This window comes from Collinsella sp. AM29-10AC, assembly GCF_003469085.1.
Lineage (GTDB): Bacteria > Actinomycetota > Coriobacteriia > Coriobacteriales > Coriobacteriaceae > Collinsella.
On sequence record NZ_QSKB01000001.1, the window covers coordinates 179,788 to 196,583 of the forward strand.

The 16,796-nt window shown below is 53.9% G+C and carries 15 protein-coding genes and 4 tRNA genes; 17 read left to right on the forward strand and 2 right to left on the reverse strand.

Going from position 1 to position 16,796, the window contains the following annotated elements:
• The first annotated feature begins 179 nt into the window (after nucleotides 1-179).
• The 3 genes from DW754_RS00810 (at nucleotide 180) to DW754_RS00820 (ending at nucleotide 1,179) form a co-directional block, all read left to right on the forward strand.
• Nucleotides 180-455, forward strand: coding sequence for a type II toxin-antitoxin system RelB/DinJ family antitoxin (locus tag DW754_RS00810; protein ID WP_055310766.1), 276 nt, complete (start codon nucleotides 180-182; stop codon nucleotides 453-455).
• 128 nt (nucleotides 456-583) lie between these two features.
• Nucleotides 584-751, forward strand: coding sequence for a type II toxin-antitoxin system YafQ family toxin (locus tag DW754_RS11240; protein WP_369832155.1), 168 nt, complete (start codon nucleotides 584-586; stop codon nucleotides 749-751).
• Nucleotides 752-840: 89 nt separating this feature from the next.
• Nucleotides 841-1,179, forward strand: coding sequence for a hypothetical protein (locus DW754_RS00820; protein WP_117758073.1), 339 nt, complete (start codon nucleotides 841-843; stop codon nucleotides 1,177-1,179).
• Nucleotides 1,180-1,612: 433 nt separating this feature from the next.
• On the opposite strand, the gene DW754_RS00825 is transcribed toward DW754_RS00820, so the two are convergent.
• Nucleotides 1,613-5,272: a hypothetical protein gene (locus DW754_RS00825; RefSeq protein ID WP_117758072.1), complete on the reverse strand. Its 3,660-nt coding sequence runs from the start codon at nucleotides 5,270-5,272 to the stop codon at nucleotides 1,613-1,615.
• A gap of 884 nt (nucleotides 5,273-6,156) precedes the next feature.
• On the opposite strand from DW754_RS00825, the gene DW754_RS00830 reads away from it, so the two are divergent.
• From DW754_RS00830 to DW754_RS00870, 9 genes are all read left to right on the forward strand, one after another.
• Complete coding sequence (locus DW754_RS00830) at nucleotides 6,157-6,363, forward strand: nucleotidyltransferase family protein (protein ID WP_117758071.1); 207 nt, start codon at nucleotides 6,157-6,159, stop codon at nucleotides 6,361-6,363.
• A 290-nt stretch (nucleotides 6,364-6,653) separates the two neighbouring features.
• Entirely contained in the window at nucleotides 6,654-7,322 is a 669-nt protein-coding gene (locus DW754_RS00835; protein WP_117833457.1) for a DUF3990 domain-containing protein, read from the forward strand.
• Nucleotides 7,303-7,992: a helix-turn-helix domain-containing protein gene (locus tag DW754_RS00840; protein WP_099431747.1), complete on the forward strand. Its 690-nt coding sequence runs from the start codon at nucleotides 7,303-7,305 to the stop codon at nucleotides 7,990-7,992. The genes DW754_RS00835 and DW754_RS00840 overlap by 20 nt, the downstream gene beginning before the upstream one ends.
• A gap of 11 nt (nucleotides 7,993-8,003) precedes the next feature.
• On the forward strand, nucleotides 8,004-8,189 hold the full coding sequence (locus DW754_RS00845; protein ID WP_117757177.1) for a hypothetical protein: 186 nt from the start codon (nucleotides 8,004-8,006) through the stop codon (nucleotides 8,187-8,189).
• A complete protein-coding gene (locus DW754_RS00850; RefSeq protein WP_158561588.1) occupies nucleotides 8,189-8,701 on the forward strand; it encodes a Fic family protein in 513 nt (170 codons plus the stop codon). Before DW754_RS00845 ends, DW754_RS00850 begins: the two co-directional genes overlap by 1 nt.
• A gap of 45 nt (nucleotides 8,702-8,746) precedes the next feature.
• Nucleotides 8,747-9,535, forward strand: a complete 789-nt coding sequence (locus tag DW754_RS00855) for a DUF3825 domain-containing protein (RefSeq protein WP_117758068.1) — start codon at nucleotides 8,747-8,749, stop codon at nucleotides 9,533-9,535.
• 138 nt (nucleotides 9,536-9,673) lie between these two features.
• Nucleotides 9,674-9,748 (forward strand) — tRNA-Val (locus DW754_RS00860).
• 722 nt (nucleotides 9,749-10,470) lie between these two features.
• Entirely contained in the window at nucleotides 10,471-11,292 is an 822-nt protein-coding gene (locus DW754_RS00865; protein ID WP_147336354.1) for a hypothetical protein, read from the forward strand.
• A 463-nt stretch (nucleotides 11,293-11,755) separates the two neighbouring features.
• Nucleotides 11,756-11,828: transfer RNA gene (locus DW754_RS00870), tRNA-Ala, on the forward strand.
• A gap of 210 nt (nucleotides 11,829-12,038) precedes the next feature.
• On the opposite strand, the gene DW754_RS00875 is transcribed toward DW754_RS00870, so the two are convergent.
• Nucleotides 12,039-12,114 (reverse strand) — tRNA-Ile (locus tag DW754_RS00875).
• Between the two features lie 621 nt (nucleotides 12,115-12,735).
• Here DW754_RS00875 and DW754_RS00880 point away from each other — a divergent pair.
• The 5 genes from DW754_RS00880 (at nucleotide 12,736) to DW754_RS00900 (ending at nucleotide 16,790) form a co-directional block, all read left to right on the forward strand.
• Nucleotides 12,736-12,808, forward strand: a tRNA-Ala gene (locus DW754_RS00880).
• Between the two features lie 75 nt (nucleotides 12,809-12,883).
• A complete protein-coding gene (locus tag DW754_RS00885; protein ID WP_117758066.1) occupies nucleotides 12,884-14,917 on the forward strand; it encodes an ABC-F family ATP-binding cassette domain-containing protein in 2,034 nt (677 codons plus the stop codon).
• Nucleotides 14,904-15,200 carry a hypothetical protein gene (locus DW754_RS00890; RefSeq protein ID WP_233508826.1) on the forward strand — a complete coding sequence of 99 codons (297 nt, stop codon included), beginning with the start codon at nucleotides 14,904-14,906 and terminating at the stop codon, nucleotides 15,198-15,200. The genes DW754_RS00885 and DW754_RS00890 overlap by 14 nt, the downstream gene beginning before the upstream one ends.
• Before the next feature lie 9 nt (nucleotides 15,201-15,209).
• Nucleotides 15,210-15,893 (forward strand): site-2 protease family protein, encoded by a 684-nt coding sequence (locus DW754_RS00895; RefSeq protein ID WP_117758065.1) that lies wholly within the window; start codon nucleotides 15,210-15,212, stop codon nucleotides 15,891-15,893.
• A gap of 84 nt (nucleotides 15,894-15,977) precedes the next feature.
• Nucleotides 15,978-16,790 carry a ScpA family protein gene (locus DW754_RS00900; protein ID WP_117758064.1) on the forward strand — a complete coding sequence of 271 codons (813 nt, stop codon included), beginning with the start codon at nucleotides 15,978-15,980 and terminating at the stop codon, nucleotides 16,788-16,790.
• The last annotated feature ends 6 nt before the right edge of the window (nucleotides 16,791-16,796 follow it).

The window sequence follows — 16,796 nt, forward strand, 5'->3', positions numbered from 1 at the left end:
AGAACTCTGTTGAAGCTTTGAGGGCAACGCTTCTGAAAAGGGAGCGTTGCTATTTTCGCGCATGCAAATTCTTACGTGCCATACAACTCAAATGCATAGTTAATTACTTGTAATTACATAATCTACTATTGTATGTGCGTTATACTAAGGGTACACTCACGCAATTGGAAGGTCTAAAAATGGCAAGCTCAACATTAACCATCAGGGTTGACGACGACCTCAAACGCGAGGCGGCGGAAGTGGCTGATTACTATGGACTTGATTTGTCGTCCGTGACGCGTGCGTTCTTCAAGCAAATGGTCAACACCCATCGCATCCCGTTGACTTTTGCCCCTGAGGAGCCCAATGCCGAAAGCCTTGAGGCCATTCGCGAGGGGGACGCTTTTCTTGCATCTGGCAAAAAAGGACGGTTTGACAATGGCGCCGATCTGATCGCTGCTGCGATGGCACAATGAGCACGTTAACCGCAGAGTTCTCTGCAGCCTTCTCCCGAGATTTAAAGAAAAAAGCAAAGCGCCGTAAATGGGATTTATCTGAGCTTCAAAAGCTAATTGACCTGGTGCTATAGAATACACCTGAGTCAATGGACATATTAAAGCGACGTCATAATATGCACAGGCTAAGCGGCAACTGGGCAGGGCGAAACGAATGTCACGTAGCAAACTCTGGCGACTGGCTTGTTATATGGTCATCAAACGAAGAGGTAGCTTTCTTTGAACGCACCGGCAGCCATGATGAGCTGTTCCGATAATTCCCTTAATATCGAAACCACCAAAACTATCCGGATTTCAACCTAATGGCATCCAATTTGTTCTATCTTGTTGGAAATGTTGCTGCGCAATGACGATTGCCTGCCTATGCGTTTTGCTGGGCGGGCCTTCTTATTCCGCGGGCGCGGAGAGCCTCATCATCGCGGGCGCGACGTACTACGAGCCTGGCGTGTCGGGCCCTGGCTGGGCCTGGGCCGATGCCGACCATCTGGAGCTTAACGGCTACGCGGGCGCGGCCATCGGCGCCGGCCCCGGAGTGGGCGTGCGCGTTTATGGTGTGTGTCTGCAGAAGGCAGGCCTTGGCGATGGCGCAGCTGGCTGTCGGCTTTCCGTCGAAGTCTCGTGGCTTGATGCGATCGGTGCCGATAGCGGAGTCGCGTGCACGAGCGGATCGCTTGTGTTCGCGTAGTTTGTGACACCTGTCGGCTGCGCATGTGTTGATTGAACCCGAGGGTGCCACGACGCCGGCGGGGGAGACCGACGGGAACGACGTGCCTGTCGGTGGGACGGGTGAGCCTGCCGGTTTTACCGACCCTGCTGCGGCACAACCCGGTGCGGATCCTGCAGTGAAGCCCGCGGCCTCCACGTTAAAGACAACCACGACAACGGGCACCAAAACGACGGTGACCATGACCAAGGCGTCCACGCCATCCAAGCCCAAGTCCGCTACCAAGACTACGGCAGCGCTCCCAAAGACCAGTGACAGCAACTGGATTATCGCGCCCTCCATGTTATTCCTACTGAGATTAGCGCTTCTAGGTAACGCATATTGCTGCTGAGACACAATCCAGGCGCTTGTCCTCATTCGAATACCAAGCCCACGGGCTACGAATCCGGGTTATTTACGCTCCATTTTCATTCTCAAGTAGAGACCCAAGTTCGGATAACGTAATAACTTGAAAATTTGACTGCCCAAGAACGTTCATGAATAGCTTATTGCTCACAAGGTAAGCGCGTATTCGCAGTTTTCCAGTGTGGTTGAAGCCCAAATCTGCAGCCACTTCTACTAGATGTTCCTGCAGATATTTTATCCGCCGCTCATATTTAAGCAGCTTCCCTTCTTTTCCAAACCATCGCTGCTGAAGCTGCATGTAATCAAAAGCGGATTCTATTTTCTCGAATTCTTTACACTCGATAACCCACACCGTTTCTGTTACTGGGGCATACGCTAGGCCATCGTAATCCCCAAGATATTGCGGATGGTCCCCCTTCTTGCAAAGATCAACTCCTCTATAGACATGCTTGCGTAGGAACCCAGCCTTAAGAAAGCAATCCTGAACATCTGATTCAAGCGCCTTTTCATAAAGATGCTTCCAGCTTTCCATAACTTTATTTAATGACGGAAACGCGAGCTTCGCTGGCAAAAATCTTTCCGCTAAGCCACGAACCCATCGTTCTTTAAGCAGACCCATGCAAATCGGTGAATACACAAACTGTCCGTCATCATTGATAATGGGCTTCAGCTCAAGTCTATTTAAGCGATTTTTTGTATTACCAAAAGGCAGATAATCGTATGACTTGCCGTCTATCTCTTTTAACTTTTCATTATCAAGCGTGAGGAAATCAAGAGCATCGCCAATCGTTTCATCGGTATAGTTGTTCAAAAGATCTTGTTTGACGAAATTGGCCAAAGACGAGCTTTCAATAGATAAGACATTAGACGAGGCGTAATCCCCTTCAAAATTCGAAGGGCAGCCGAGCGCAAGACTATTGAGAACATCGAGAAAACAATTGAAAGATACGCCCGTGTCTTCCTCAAAAGCATCTTTAGCCAATTGGATATATTTCGCATCATCCGTAGAATTTGACCCAGCGTGACCCTCATCGCGGAGTTGGCGGCTTTTAAGAGCGCGAGCTTCCTCAAGAATTCCTTCATCCTCAATTAAAGTGGCGACGCAGTTTTCAGCAATTTCCACACCCATTCCCTTAGGCTCAAACATTAGCATGTCAGCAACTTCAGATGCCGAGAGAAGTTGGCCGCCAATAGCTACAAGTTTTGCAACCTCGTCTGAATTAGCGATTCGACTTCCATGAGAAGAGAGGGTAAGCAACGTCTCGACTGAAAACCTGGCAGCCCGAATCTCATACCGTGAATCTTCTCTTTGTTCAAAAATCGTTGCGTAAACCCTCTTCTCTTCTTCATCTTGCAGATTCGAAAAAGAGCCATACCTAACCGTGTTGACATAGAAGGTATGAGATGAATTCGCTAGGATGTCGTAGAATTTTTTCAGCAAATCCTTTCTATCGAATTGCATTAGCCTATTTTCAAATGTCGTGCTTAGCGCTTTCTGGAATTTTCTAATCACATCATTTGCAGCGGATCCAAAATAGCGCCCGGATTTAACGTTTTCATCGTCAATTGCATACGCCACTGCTTTTAAGGCAGCGACTTTGGAGGTCTCGGTCAGAGCTGGTTTTTCAATCCCATATCTCCAGATATAGGGAAGAGCAAGGCTTTCCGCATCTACCATCTTTTGGCCTTGTGCAAGATGCGTTAACTTTTGTGCCAATGAATCCATGGCGTCTGAATAGCTACATCTGACAGGTGAAAGAATACCCCAAGCAAAGTGCATTTCAGTGCTTCTGTCTTGAGCTCTTGAAATGGCATTTATGAATATTTCACTATCAACGCTGTAGAACACCGTGCTGTGTTTCATTTCGGTATAAAACGCTTTAATACCCAACTGTTCGTCTACCGTGGGCAGAGAATTTGCCGCGGCACCTCCGGGCATAACATAGATAAGTTCGAGATAACCTTTTCCTGAAATCAGCGATGCAATCTCAGGCTCAGCATCCAATACTAGACACATCAATAAATCCTCAAACAGGGGCAGCACGGAGGCACCCTGCTCAAGATTCATGGGAGGCACATCCCTTGCGCTCTCTATAGACGCTCCCAAGTGAATGAAGCACGGTTCGCCATTCATGTCCAGAAGCCGCTTTGTCAATCCAAAGCTCTGGTGGTCACTTTTGCCTATGATCTCAATAAAGCCGCGCTCATTTTTTCTAAAGGTGAACGCATACGGAGAGCCCAAAATCCACTTTCCGCAACGATCAAAGGGGAAATCTATAACACTATTGCGAAAATATTCTGCAAAAAAACCGTCAGTTTCGTTGTAGTCCAAGGCCAATGTTATTCCTGCATCTCGGTCCTCTACGCCATCCAGAATTTGCCGATTGTTGGCCATCCAAACGATAAAATAATCGCTCGCCGCAACAAAAGGACTCAGCAACGTTGTCGGAGACGTTGCTACGGAATGGAAAAATGAGCAGATTTCGCTAGCGCTATTGGCAGCCATCAGGATGGCCATGAGATCCGCTGCGCCACAGTCATAGTCGGCAACTTCAGATCTCATCTCAGTCCGGAAGCCTAAATTCATGTCAACATTATCGTGATATGCAACAACCGTGAACTCGAGAGTGTTCGGCCGGCTGACTACGAGCTTTCTTCGCTGCCCATTGTGTTTGAGATAATCTAAAATCTCAAGAGCATTCTCTTCCTGGCTAAAGAGAGACCTGAGATTCACCAGCCCGCTATCACTACAGACGCAGGCAGCATTGTAAAAAAGCGCTAGTCTGTTTTCTCCGTCGATGATTAAAAATGTAGCTGGGCATCTTTCAATAGGCTCTCCGTTTAATTTAAAGAGGGGGAAAGTCAGAACGGAGCTGCCCCTTTGTTCAACCGAGTCATAATTGAATCGGGCCTGATTCAGTAGGGTGATATCAATGGCATTTCGATACTCATCCGCCTGCTTATCCTTAATAATATGAGATATATAATCTTGGAGAATTGAAGGGCAGAATAAAGGAATCGGTTTACTACCGTTCATCACAAAGCACTTGTTTTCAATATAGTCTGTCGACTTTTGTATTGCCGCTATGGTGTTGGCTGAAATGGGACTAATAGGGTTAGCATTCATCCATTTATACGTCTGGTGCCAGTATTCATAAGGCGGAATTTTCATTTCATCGGGAATCGAGTTTGATCCCTCCCATCCTCCACCTCCCAACGCTTGAGACATGGCGTCGACATAATCAAGCAACTCATTAAACTCTTTAATTTCACGAGGTTCATCAATAATGGCATCGGCGAAGCAAAGCCTTGGATATTCGAGCGTAGCTCCACAGCCGTGTAACGCCTTCCTCCATTTACCCTTAAAATGAATCAAGGTTTGTCCCATTATTGGTACGATCTCATCCTCAAATATGGTTGGCGTTGGAAGAGTATTCTTAACATGAGTGAAAAATTTTGAGAACTCTTCGTAGTCTGCGATTTGATTTGTCCCAAAATCGCTGACAGCGAGTAATGCAGCGTTGAGTGCGTATGCATTAGTTTGACAAGATCTGTTCTCATGCCAGGAATTGATACAGAATACGGCGCAAGCAACGCTTTCGATATCAAACTGGCTGATGTAAGAAATGATCTTCTCCGCAGCCTCGATGCATCCCTGGCAATAAAGTGATTGGATATTTGAAATCCCGCCGTCTTTGTTCACGCTCATTTAATTCTCCCTATTCGTTGACTACGTTACTTTTAACATGGATATCATTAAAAGCAACAAACGATTTCCCTTCTATCAAAATCGCCGTCATGGACGACACTGTTGGAACGACCGTTCTTGTTATCGTCGTCGTAGTGGCCAAATTCTCAAATCCGGAAACGCTCAACGCTGCATGGCGGAAACAAACCGACTGTTGCTTTTTCTCAAACGGCAACGATAGTAGAAGCCATAAGAGAATACTGAGCTATATGCTGAATAACGGGCTGGCCAGGAATACAAAGAACGGACCTAGGCGCATTAAAGACCACCGACCCAAGAGGTCGTCTATGCCTAAGTTCAAGTCTGTAAATCTTGAAATGATTGATGGCAAAAGGACCAAGCTTTGACCAATGCCGCAAAGCACAATACGGATAATAAACGTCGTGCAAGAGAAATGAATCCGGACAACGTTGTCGCCTATCAAGTATGGACAGACTTGCCTGATCTTGTAGATGACGTATTTGGGTCGGGTAACTAGTGCGATTCATCCAGCGTTAGGGGCAGGCTTTTAACTCTAAAAGTCGTAAACGAGGTAGCAATGCTATAGAGCTATGTTCAGCTAGACGACGGCACTCAGTTTGCCTACTCAGAAACACGAGATGACGGGACCCTTCGTGTAGCCGTCGAGCGTCCGGTTGATTTTAGCTTTGACCACGCTGAATGCTACTTGCCTACGGTCAAGTGGTTCACCGTCGAGGGATTTACTGTTGATGACCTCAATTTCTTGACCGAGTTCGTTAGATCAATCGCCCCGCTTATCTTTGAGCTTTCAGAACGGCAAAAAGCCGGACCGGGGGTATCGGCGCTGGCCCCCTGACGCTCTACTGTTGAACGGTAATATACTTATGATTTCGCCTACAGACGTATCCACCGTCGCCTCCCGCGTGCTGGCTCAATACGACGTCAGCGAAGCATATTTATTTGGTTCGTTTGCCCGAGGCGAGCAAACGCCCGATAGCGATATTGACTTGCGCCTAGTATGCGGCAACACTATGACGTTCGGCACGCTGTACGAACTCTCCCATGAGCTCGAGAAGGAACTTAGACGATAGGTTGATATCGTCACCAACCCACCAGAGCACATGCGCTGCCCTTCCGTAAAAGTATCGAGCAAGATGATGTGCGTGTCTATGAAGCTCTGTAAGCAGGACGAGGCGTTAGTGTGCTCCGGCGTGATCAGCAAGTCTGAATTATGTCGCATACTTCCGGACTCGGCGAGCCTTAGAAGCCAGTATTGAACTCAAACTCGGTTCCAGACACCCTCTTGCTATTTGAATACAGGTATCGCTCTAGCGATAGTATGTTATACTATCGCTAGAGCGATACCTGTTAGGAGACTCGCGTGGAACTGTGGCATGGTTCTCAGAAAATCATTGAGACTCCCCAGCTTGGCCTGGGGAAAATCCATAACGACTATGGACAGGGATTCTATTGCACAGAGAGCCTCGACCTTGCAAGGGAATGGGCATGCTCGCGCGATGCCGATGGCTTTGCGAATCGCTATGAACTCGATATAGCCGATCTCAAAGTTCTCGACTTGCTATCGCCGCAATATTGCGTCCTGCATTGGATAGCGTTGCTCGTTGAGCATCGTTCTTTTCGCAAAGATACCGCCATTGCCGCGGGGGCGTGCGAATATCTCCATGATCACTTTCTACCTCGGACGAGCACTTGCGACGTAATAAGGGGGTGGCGTGCGGACGACTCGTACTTTAGCTATGCCAGAGCTTTTGTAAACAATACGATCACCGTCGATCAGCTTGGACGATCTATGAGGCTCGGTAACCTGGGGGAGCAGATTGTGCTCAAAAGCGAGCGTGCGTTTAAGAGCATTCGTTTTGCTGGATTTGAACGTGCGCAGCAAGCTCTGTATGGTCCATTGGCCAAGGAACGAGATGAAGCGGCAAGGGCGCAGTATCGGGAGCTCCTTGCCGAAAGCCCGTTTGAGGGAATACGTATCGTCGATATCATTCGAGAGGGGATGACGGGCGATGACCCACGCCTACAGTGAGATGTATCTCGAGGATGCAATGAGAACGCTGGGCGAGGCGGTCGATTTTGCTCTCTGTGACCAAGGGCTGACTCCAGCCGAGTTGACGGCGATCATGTCGAACGCTCTTGAGATGAAACAGTTTGAGCGCGGTATGCCTCGCGTCGTCTGCGGCATGGCGGGCGACGAGCTCGCGCGCGATATTATCGCCCATGCGGGACTGACCCCCGTCAGATGTAGGGAGACCTATCCGTTCGACCGTTCGCCTCAGTATTGGGCGGGGTGGGTTATGGCCTATACGCAATGGATGAGCAGCTTGGGCTTTAATAAGCTACTCGAAGTCGCTCCGCTCGATTGGATCATCGGCTCGTACCATCCGCTCCACGAGGCCTCCGAAGATAAATTCGCCCAGATTGTCATCGAAAAATGGAACAACGCCCAGGCAGACAAAAAGGGCCTCAAGGCGGCACGAAAGGCTGCCGGACTAACGCAAAAACAGCTCGCCGCCCAATCGGGGGTTAAGCTTCGCGCCATACAACTCTACGAGCAGAACCAGCTCGACCTACGCCGCGCCTCGGTTTCCTCGGCATTGGCGCTTGCAGACACCCTAAACTGCACCATCGAAGACCTCGTCTGGCAACCGATTGCTCTGGAGTACGACTCGCAGGCTATTTCGTCTGTAAAGCTATAGAGGAGTCAGACATGCCTTGGAGCTATGTTCAACAAGATGACGGCGCTGATTGCGTTGCTCAAGAAGATCATTCAACTGCGCACGTGGCAAATTCAGCATCACCGATTTTGCTCGGCGGCACCACGTCAATCGACGAAGCTATTCGGCTGACCATTTCGAACATGCCCAACGCGCTCAGGCTCTTGGAGAACTCATGATGGCGGACACGAAGCGGGGAGCGCATCCGTTCGCGCCGCTCGTGCTCGATGATGCCGGTTCGCTCGAAGATATGGCCGCGGCCGTGATGCGCCTGCACAGCACGCTGATAACGGTCGGGCGCTGCTATACAACCGACGCCACAGGCGACCGGGCCGCGCTTGAGCTTGGGCGCGTCGAGTCCGTGCTTGCGGGTGCATTCTGTACGATATTCGGCCAATCGCCGGCCGATCGCTTCGCAGACATCTTTGACCAGGTCACCTACGTTGCCGAGCACATGGTCAAGGACCACATCTTTGAAGACGGTAACAAACGAACCAGCCTTGTCTTTGCGTTGTCCGTCTTAAGGTTCGCAGGCACTCCGGTCGTGCTGTCTGACAGCCCCGAACCAAAAGACAACCAGTACTACGCCTGGATCCAGGACCTCGTTTCCAGTCGCCGCACGAACAGCGAGCTAGCCGAAGAGCTGCGCTGCGGATTCGTTGCGGGCACGGGCGATCTGTCGCTCGTATAGAATCTAAGCATCCGCACGCCGGTTAATGAATTGATTGGACACCACATGGAGATCCCCAGCACTCTGTGCAGCAATGTGTACGACTTCGCGTTTTGCCCCGAGCCCTGCTACGACCGCTTGGTCGACCTCGCCGACCCCGAGGACTGGGGTCCCGGCAATCGCATCCTCAAAAACTACCTGTCGTTTTCGTTTAGCCGCGCGGTGTTCCTGACCGAGCGCGACGTAAACCAGACCGCGCCGTCCAACCTGCCGCTGGTGTTCGACGACGACCGCTGCCTGTTCAATACCGGCTTGTACACGCGCCGCTACGAGACCATCTACGGCCTGTTTGAGCCCAACACCAAGCCCGACGCGCGCCAGCGCTGGTTTTTGAAGGGCTTCTTTAAGGAAAGCGACCCCATGCTGGTCTCGTTTGAGTACCTGCCGTGCCGCGTGCGCTTTGCCGAGGACCCCTCCGAGCTGGTCTTTGACTACCGCCTGCCCATCCGCTCCAACATCGACCACATTCTGGGCGACGAGGAAAACCTTACGCGTATTCCCGCCAGCCTGATGGGGGAGGGCAGCTCGCTGCTGCTGCGCCGCGCCTTTGAGGGAGCTGTCGTCGAGGCCGCCCGCCGCGCCGCAGCCAACTACACGCTCGCCGTGCCGCAGTTCTACGGCGGTCGGATCCAGCTGCTGCTGCCGCTGTACCTGACCGGCGACAAGCCCGAACTGGCGCTGACCATCCAGCGCGAGGACGGTTTCTACGCAGCACGCACCCGCCTCACACTCGACATGGCCTACAACAACGCTCGACTCATTTGCCGCCCCGAGACCTCTTGGATCAAGCGATAAAGGTCGGTTTAGCCGGTGGTTTGTCGGCTGCCCCGATTGTGGTGGTGCGGTTTGCGCCCACGAATTTATAATCGGGGGCAAAAAGTTCTTGGTAAACCACGCGCGGCTATGATAGTATCTCTGTTGCCGAAAGGCGACGGGCGATTGGCTCAGGGGTAGAGCATATCCTTCACACGGATGGGGTCACAAGTTCGAATCTTGTATCGCCCACCATCTAAAGCACAGGTCAGAGGTGTTAAGCCTCTGACCTTTTTTTATTTTGACACCAAGGGTGACACCAAAACTGACACCAAAATCAAATCGTAGTCGTCTAAGGCGTCATTTTTATCGCACCCTTTTTGCTGACGACATTGCCCGTTCTGTATAAAACGCATGCGAATTATCATTGAATTCCCCCTGTGATCCGAGCTCTAATGTGGAGACAGGGACCATATGCACAGAGCGCCTTCCAGCGGATTTCTATCACACGACGGTTTTTCGGCAGAACTCGTCAAGCTTTTGGTTTGCTTCCGGTACTTACCCGCATGATGCCCCGGTAGATAATCGGCCATGCCCGCAATTCGCACGGCCTACGGCCGATATCAGGGGGACGCAAATGGACGAAATTGTCTGCGCAAACACCGCATTCCGCTACTGGCGCTGCCCACCGCAGGTGCGCGACCTCTACCCGCGCTTACCCAACGCCGAAGACGGCTGGCGAGCCCTATCCCAAGCCCCTTTCGTGACCGACGTCCTCAAGACGCCAGTCATCACAGCAGCATCAACACGAAGTAACCTGCATTCCGAGACAAGACGGACCATCCGATGGAACAGCGCCTATAGCCTATACAGAGAAGGTTTCCATCGACACGGGTATGGGCTTTAGCGTCACAGACCCTCTTAATACGCTATTCACCATGACTCGAAGCGTGTCTTCATGCGATCTAGTTCTTGCTATGTACGAGTTCTGCGGGTGGTTCTCGATTTTTAAACCATCGCCCACGGTCGATATGGCACTTGAGCAGGCAAAACCAAATGAGGAGCAGTACACCATAGAAAGTCTGTTTGAACTAGACGAAACCCAAGACGAGGCCCCATGGAAGCGAGTCTATGCTCGGGCGCACCAGAAGGACAGCGAGAATGATCAAAGTGGGCAGCAGGATGACGGATCCGGAAATAATGCTAGCGGAAAGGGCACATCGCTCTGGATGAGAAAGCCTCTTATTGAAATAGAAGAACTGCATAGATTTGCAGCGAAGGTTAAAAGCGAGATGTGGGGAAAGCAATTCTACGAAGCCGCACAGCAGGTAATAGGTATTGCTGCATCCCCGCTAGAAGTTGCTGGAATCATGTTGCTAAGTCATCCGAGGCGTGCCGGCGGAGCGGAGTTTAAAAACATATTCGTCAACGACTTAACACCGCTGTCGAATTCAGCTCGGAAAATCGCAGGCCAGAAAATCTGTTACGGCGATATCGTCATCGTAAATCCAATAACAATGAAGGCTGTGATTATCGAACTTCAAGGAGAGGTTATCCATGGGTCGGGCGCCGTGCTTGACCACGATGCCACCCGAATGACAGCATTGCAAAGCATGGGATACGACGTATTTCTTGTAACCCATGACATGCTCAATGATCACGATCAACTTGATGCCATCATCCACAGTGTGTGTGAGCGATTAGAGTTGCGCTACAAGCCAAAAACCGAAGCGATGAGATGCGCTGAGACCAGATTGCGGGCCAACGTTCTGTGCAATTGGCTTGATATTGGTAAGTAATAATGCCCAACTGAGCATTTTTAATACTTTAAATGCTGCCAGTAATTAAATGCCATTTTACAACCACGCCGGTTTACTACGTTGGATTGGGAGTAGTTGAGCACACCGAATTCGCCGCTCGTAAAACCGCAGGTAGATCGCCTGCCCGTTTTGCAAAAGTAGGCGTGAGGTCAGTAATCCGGGAATCGGCGTAGTAAACCGGTCCGTTTATGAAGCGACCAGCTTGGGCGAGCTACGCACGGTTCCGAAAATGGTCCGAAGGCGTGCGGAAGGGCTCAGGTCCCCGGAAGCACCGCGGATCGCTTTGGTCTGGCCGGCGGCACCTGGGGCGACATGCCGAGCCCCGCGGACTATGTCGGGTACCGTGGGTCCTCTCGGCCCCGCGCCCGTTCCACGCGACGCAAAATTGTCCAAAATTGTCCTTGCATCGGCGGGGGAGTTCCCGTATAGTACTTCAACGCACGGGGGCGTAGCTCAGCTGGGAGAGCGCTTGACTGGCAGTCAAGAGGTCAGGGGTTCGATCCCCCTCGTCTCCACCCGAGCATTGAATGAGGCTCCAACGCAAGTTGGGGCCTTTTTTCATTTTGATTGGCCAATAATATGCTTTTGCCCAGTGGCTGCTTGGCGAAAATCTATCCTAAATTGCAAAGAGGAATGATTAAAAGTGTTTCACGTCTATGTAGGGAAAAATTTAGTATCACCGTAATGTAAAGAGGCCGGGCAGCATGCCCGGCCTCGAACGATTCTGGTGGGCCCTCCGGGATTCGAACCCAGAACCCAGGGATTATGAGTCCCCTGCGCTAACCGTTGCGCCAAGAGCCCTTATGAACGGTGAATGCAATTCTAACAAAGGCAACTCAGACCTAATTTCTTCGCTTCACGTTGTGAAATACTACCATGCACGAGCAAGTCGCACAACGCAAGATCAAGTCCGATGCTAAACAACAGCTAATCTAGGCGCGTCGCAGAATAGAAGCGATCTAAATAAGTTAAGGCCTTTAATTCAGGGCTCCAACACACTTTTGCGTGAAATCAACCTGATGCCATTTCAAAACCATGCCGGTTTACTACGACGAATCGGCGACCCCCCGAGCACCGTGTGTTCTCCGTTTGCAAAACCGCAGGTAGGTAGCCCGCCAGTTGCACGAAAAGGCGTGTATGGTCGGACATTTCTGATTTATCGTAGTAAACCGGCATGGTTCTGGGGCGCTGGGGAGGGGCGCTTCGCAATCGGACCCGATAATGGGACTGGAGGCGCACGGAAAACCCTGTTGAACGGGGTGCGTCGTGTTCCACGCGCCAAGTCGGCCGGCGTACGGGCCGTGCGGGGGCCAGGCGCCCCGCGGGTTGGCGCGGTCCCGAGCGCGCCGGCACTCGCGAAAGTTTTTTTTCAAAATTGTCCTTGCATCGCCGTCCGAGTTCCCGTATAGTAATTTTTTGCACGGGGGCGTAGCTCAGCTGGGAGAGCGCTTGACTGGCAGTCAAGAGGTCAGGGGTTCGATCCCCCTCGTCTCCACCCGAGCATTGAATGAGGCTCCAACGCAAGTTGGGGCCTTTTTTCATATAGGCACACAAGGTCAAAGGCGGCACCATGATCCTCCTGGTCGACAAGATCGAAAAAAGCTTCGGCGCGCGCGTCCTCTTTAGCGGCGCGTCCTTCCAGATCAACCCCGGCGAGCGCTTCGCGCTCGTGGGCCCAAACGGCGCCGGCAAAACCACCATGCTCAAAATCATCATGGGCATCGACAGCCCCGACGCCGGCCAGGTCCAGTACGCCAAGGACTGCCAGGTGGGCTACCTAGAGCAGGAAACTAATCTGGAGCACAAGGACACCACCATCCTTGCCGAGGTCATGGCCGCCGCCAAGGAAATCCGCCGCATGGGCGAGCGCGCTAACGAGCTGCAGGCCCAGATCACCGAGCTCTCCGAGCAGGGCAAGGACGTCGACGCACTCCTTAACGAGTACGGCCAGGTCCAGGACCGCTTTGAGCACCTGGGCGGCTACGAGCTCGAGAGCAACGCCCGCAAAATCCTTTCCGGCCTGGGCTTTAAGGTCACCGACTTTGAGCGCCCATGCTCCGAGTTCTCGGGCGGCTGGCAGATGCGCATCGCGCTCGCCAAGCTCTTCCTGCGCCACCCCGACCTGCTGCTGCTGGACGAGCCCACCAACCACCTGGACCTCGAAAGCGTCCAGTGGCTGCGCGGCTTTATCGCCAACTACGACGGCGCCGTCCTCATCGTCAGCCACGACCGCGCCTTCATGGACGCCTGCGTCGACCACGTCGCCGCCCTCGAGAACCGCCGCGTGACCACCTACACCGGCAACTACAGCAGCTACCTCAAGCAGCGCGAGGACAACCTGGAGCAGATGCGCGCCAAGCGCGCCGCCCAGGAGCGCGACATCGCCCATATGCAGGTCTTCGTCGACAAGTTCCGCTACAAGCCCACTAAGGCCGCCCAGGCGCAGGAGCGCATCCGCAAGATCGAGCAGATCAAAAAGGAGCTCGTCATCCTGCCCGAGGGCCACAAGCACATCGACTTTAAGTTCCCCGACCCGCCGCGCTCCGGTGACATGGTCGTGGGCCTCGAGGGTGTATCCAAGTCCTACGGCGACAAGCACATCTACAGCGATATCGACCTCAAGCTCTACCGCGGCGAGCATGTGGCGCTCGTCGGCCCTAACGGCGCCGGCAAGTCCACGCTTATGAAGATCCTCGCCGGCCTGGAGGCGCCCACCACCGGCACCCGCGATCTGGGCACCAACGTGGGCGTGGCTTACTACGCCCAGCACGCACTCGAAGGCATGACCGAGTCCAATACCGTCCTGCAAGAGATCGACACCGTCACGCCCAAGTGGACTATGCCGCAGCAGCGCAGCCTGCTGGGTGCCTTCCTGTTTAGCGACAACGACGCAATCGAAAAGCAGGTACGCGTCCTTTCCGGCGGAGAAAAGGCGCGTCTGGCCCTGGCAAAGATGCTCGTGGCCCCCGAGGCGCTCCTGTGCCTGGACGAGCCCACCAACCACCTGGACATCGACTCGGTGGACATGCTCGAGAACGCCCTGCAAAACTTCCCCGGCACCATCGTGCTGATCAGCCACGACGAGCACCTGGTGCGCGCCGTGGCCAACCGCGTGATCGACATCCGCGACGGCAAGGTCACGGTCTACGACGGCGACTACGACTACTACCTCTACAAGCGCGAGGACCTCGCGGCCCGCGCCGCCGCCGAAGCGGCAGGGGAGAGTGCGCCGGCCGCGACCAAGTCCGCTAAGGTCACCGCGGCCCAGCCCGACACCCCCGCCACCGCTTCCAAGCCTGCCGAAGGCAAAAAGACCAAGGAGCAAAAGCGCGCCGAGGCCCAGGCCCGCGCTGCGCTCAACAAAAAGCTCAAGGGCGTGCGTAACCAGCTCAAGAAGATCGAGACGGAGCTCGACAAAAAGCGTGCCCGCTATGACGAGCTTATGGAATTGATGGCAAGCGAAGAGCTTTATGCCGATCAGGACAAGTTCAACACCGCGCTGGGGGAATATAACGGCCTTAAGCAAGAGCTACCCAAGCTCGAGGACGAATGGCTGGAGCTTTCCACTCAGATCGAAGAGGAGATCGCGCGTGAACTCTCGTAAGGCCGCCGCCGTGGCGATGAGCATCATCGCCATCGCCTGTCGCATCTGCGGCATTTTTATGAGCGCGATGACCGTGCTGCTGTGCTTTAGCGGCCTCACCGCCAAGCTGCAGATCGTGGGTTTTGTCGTTGAGCTTTCGCGCTCGCTTCCGAGCGCCATCGCCGGCTACGGCGTCATCACGTCGCCTTTTGGCGGCGTGTTCCGCCTGGATTATGCCATCGTTGCCGTAATTCTGTTTGTAGCCGACTACCTGCTCACGCGCGCCTCGCGCAGCGTCCGCTAGGGGAGCGCCATGTCCAGCAGCTACCTCATGAACCTGCTCGCCAGCGCCGTCGCCGTCATCGTGGGCATTGTGATCCACGAGAGCGCGCACGCCGCCGCGGCCTGGGCACTCGGCGATAAGACGGCCCGTTCGCGCGGACGCGTCTCGCTCAACCCACTCAACCACATCGACCCGTTTGGCACCATCATCCTGCCGCTGCTCATGCTCGCCGCCGGAGGCCCGGTGTTCGCCTTTGCCAAGCCGGTGCCTGTCTACCTCAACAACCTCAAGCACCCCAAGCGCGACGAGGTCCTGGTGAGCGTTGCCGGCCCCGCATCGAACATCGCCCTCGCGTGCCTCGCTGCCGCCCTCATGCAGGCGGCATATGGCAGCCTCTATACCGGCATGTCCTTTGCCCTGGCGTCACAGATCATGAACTTCGGCGCCACCTTTATCGTGGTCAACCTATCGCTCGCGTTCTTTAACCTCATCCCGATTCCGCCGCTCGATGGCTCGTCGATCATCGTGCCCTTCCTCAAGGGCAAGGCACTCAACAACTATTACCGTCTGCAGCAATACGCTATGCCCATCCTCATCCTGGTTCTGTACCTGTTGCCCATGTGGACCGGCATCGACGTAATCGGCCGCTATTTCGACGTTACCGTGTATCCGCTCGCTGAGCAGCTGCTCAACTTCGCAATCGCCGGCATCTAAGGTAAACTTACAGGTCGACCGTGCAAAACGGTCGTAACATGCACCCAAACCGCGCCGCGAAGGCGCCGTCAAAGGAGGTCGAAGATGTCGTATCGCGTGTCGACGCAGGTCTACAGCGGACCGTTCGACCTGCTGCTGCAGCTGGTAACCCGCCAAAAAGTAGATATCGGCGCCATCTCCATAAGCGAGGTGGCCGAGCAGTACCTTGCCGAGGCCGAGCGCATCGAGGCGCTGGACTTGGACGTGGCGAGCGACTTTTTGCTGGTCGCGGCAACCCTTTTGGACATCAAGGCTGCCTCTCTGGTGCCGCAGGAGGCCCCGCGCAAAGCCGATGACGACGATGACGAGTTCGACGAAGACCTCGAGGAACTTAGCGCGCTCGACGGCGACGCCCTGCGCGAGGTCCTGATCCAGCGCCTGATTGCCTACAAACAGTTTAAGGGCGCGGCTGCGGCCCTCGGTGCGCGCATGCAGGCCGAAAGCCGCATGCATCCGCGCGTGGCCGGCCCCGACCCCGAGTTCCTAGGCCTTATGCCCGACTACCTGGCTGGCATCACCCTGCGCGGCCTGGCCGTTATCTGTGCCGACCTGGATGGCAAGCGCCAGACCTTCCTGCTGGAAGCCGAGCACGTGGCGCCGCATCGCGTGCCGCTCGACCTGACCGTGGCCTCAGTCGACCGCTTTACCATGGCGCACCAAACCTGCACCTTCCGCGAGCTACTGGACGGCGATGCTACCACCGAGCAGCTCGTCGTCACCTTCCTAGCTATGCTTGAGCTCGCCAAGCGCGGCTCGCTCACGCTGAGCCAGGACGAGATCTTTGGAACCATCTGCATCAACCGAGTCGAGGGCGCCGAGGCATACGTGCCCGGCGAGGGCCCCGAGCTCACCGAATAGGAGCCG

What these genes read in the sequence shown, in the direction of transcription:
- DW754_RS00855 (WP_117758068.1), top strand. Translation starts at nt 8,747, where the DNA reads ATGGAGATCCCCAGCACTCTGTGCAGCAATGTGTACGACTTCGCGTTT.
- DW754_RS11240 (WP_369832155.1), top strand. Translation starts at nt 584, where the DNA reads ATGGACATATTAAAGCGACGTCATAATATGCACAGGCTAAGCGGCAAC.
- DW754_RS00820 (WP_117758073.1), top strand. Translation starts at nt 841, where the DNA reads ATGACGATTGCCTGCCTATGCGTTTTGCTGGGCGGGCCTTCTTATTCC.
- DW754_RS00895 (WP_117758065.1), top strand. Translation starts at nt 15,210, where the DNA reads ATGTCCAGCAGCTACCTCATGAACCTGCTCGCCAGCGCCGTCGCCGTC.
- DW754_RS00845 (WP_117757177.1), top strand. Translation starts at nt 8,004, where the DNA reads ATGCCTTGGAGCTATGTTCAACAAGATGACGGCGCTGATTGCGTTGCT.
- DW754_RS00850 (WP_158561588.1), top strand. Translation starts at nt 8,189, where the DNA reads ATGGCGGACACGAAGCGGGGAGCGCATCCGTTCGCGCCGCTCGTGCTC.
- DW754_RS00885 (WP_117758066.1), top strand. Translation starts at nt 12,884, where the DNA reads ATGATCCTCCTGGTCGACAAGATCGAAAAAAGCTTCGGCGCGCGCGTC.
- DW754_RS00865 (WP_147336354.1), top strand. Translation starts at nt 10,471, where the DNA reads ATGTACGAGTTCTGCGGGTGGTTCTCGATTTTTAAACCATCGCCCACG.
- DW754_RS00825 (WP_117758072.1), bottom strand. Translation starts at nt 5,272, where the DNA reads ATGAGCGTGAACAAAGACGGCGGGATTTCAAATATCCAATCACTTTAT.
- DW754_RS00830 (WP_117758071.1), top strand. Translation starts at nt 6,157, where the DNA reads ATGATTTCGCCTACAGACGTATCCACCGTCGCCTCCCGCGTGCTGGCT.
- DW754_RS00900 (WP_117758064.1), top strand. Translation starts at nt 15,978, where the DNA reads ATGTCGTATCGCGTGTCGACGCAGGTCTACAGCGGACCGTTCGACCTG.
- DW754_RS00810 (WP_055310766.1), top strand. Translation starts at nt 180, where the DNA reads ATGGCAAGCTCAACATTAACCATCAGGGTTGACGACGACCTCAAACGC.
- DW754_RS00840 (WP_099431747.1), top strand. Translation starts at nt 7,303, where the DNA reads ATGACCCACGCCTACAGTGAGATGTATCTCGAGGATGCAATGAGAACG.